The organism is Domibacillus sp. 8LH (assembly GCF_038806185.1).
Classification (GTDB): domain Bacteria; phylum Bacillota; class Bacilli; order Bacillales; family Domibacillaceae; genus Domibacillus; species Domibacillus indicus_A.
In genome coordinates this window covers 1-246 of record NZ_JAVJNG010000281.1, presented here as the reverse complement: position 1 = coordinate 246, position 246 = coordinate 1, and the positions used below count along the sequence as shown (strand labels likewise).

At 41.5% G+C, this 246-nt stretch carries 1 protein-coding gene; it reads right to left on the bottom strand.

Annotation, left to right across the window (positions count from 1 at the left end; genetic code table 11):
* The coding region (locus RG959_RS24730; protein ID WP_342799358.1) for a malate:quinone oxidoreductase at positions 1 to 246 on the bottom strand (246 nt) is incomplete at both ends.

The window sequence follows — 246 nt, the reverse complement described above, 5'->3', positions numbered from 1 at the left end:
CAGTTTTTTAGGATCCTCCGAAAATTCCATCCCCTGGAACAGCGGGTTATTTGACAGCGCTTTAAAACGCTTTTTTAAAAACGTTACATTTTCTTCACCCTGCACTAAGCTCATATGGGGCAATGGCATAATGAAATCCTCTGGATTATGTAACAGCCCGCTCTTTACAAGGTAAGACCAAAACTGCATGGAAACCTGAAATTGTTCATTAATGTTGATGGCTTTGCTGATGTCTACAGAGCCGTC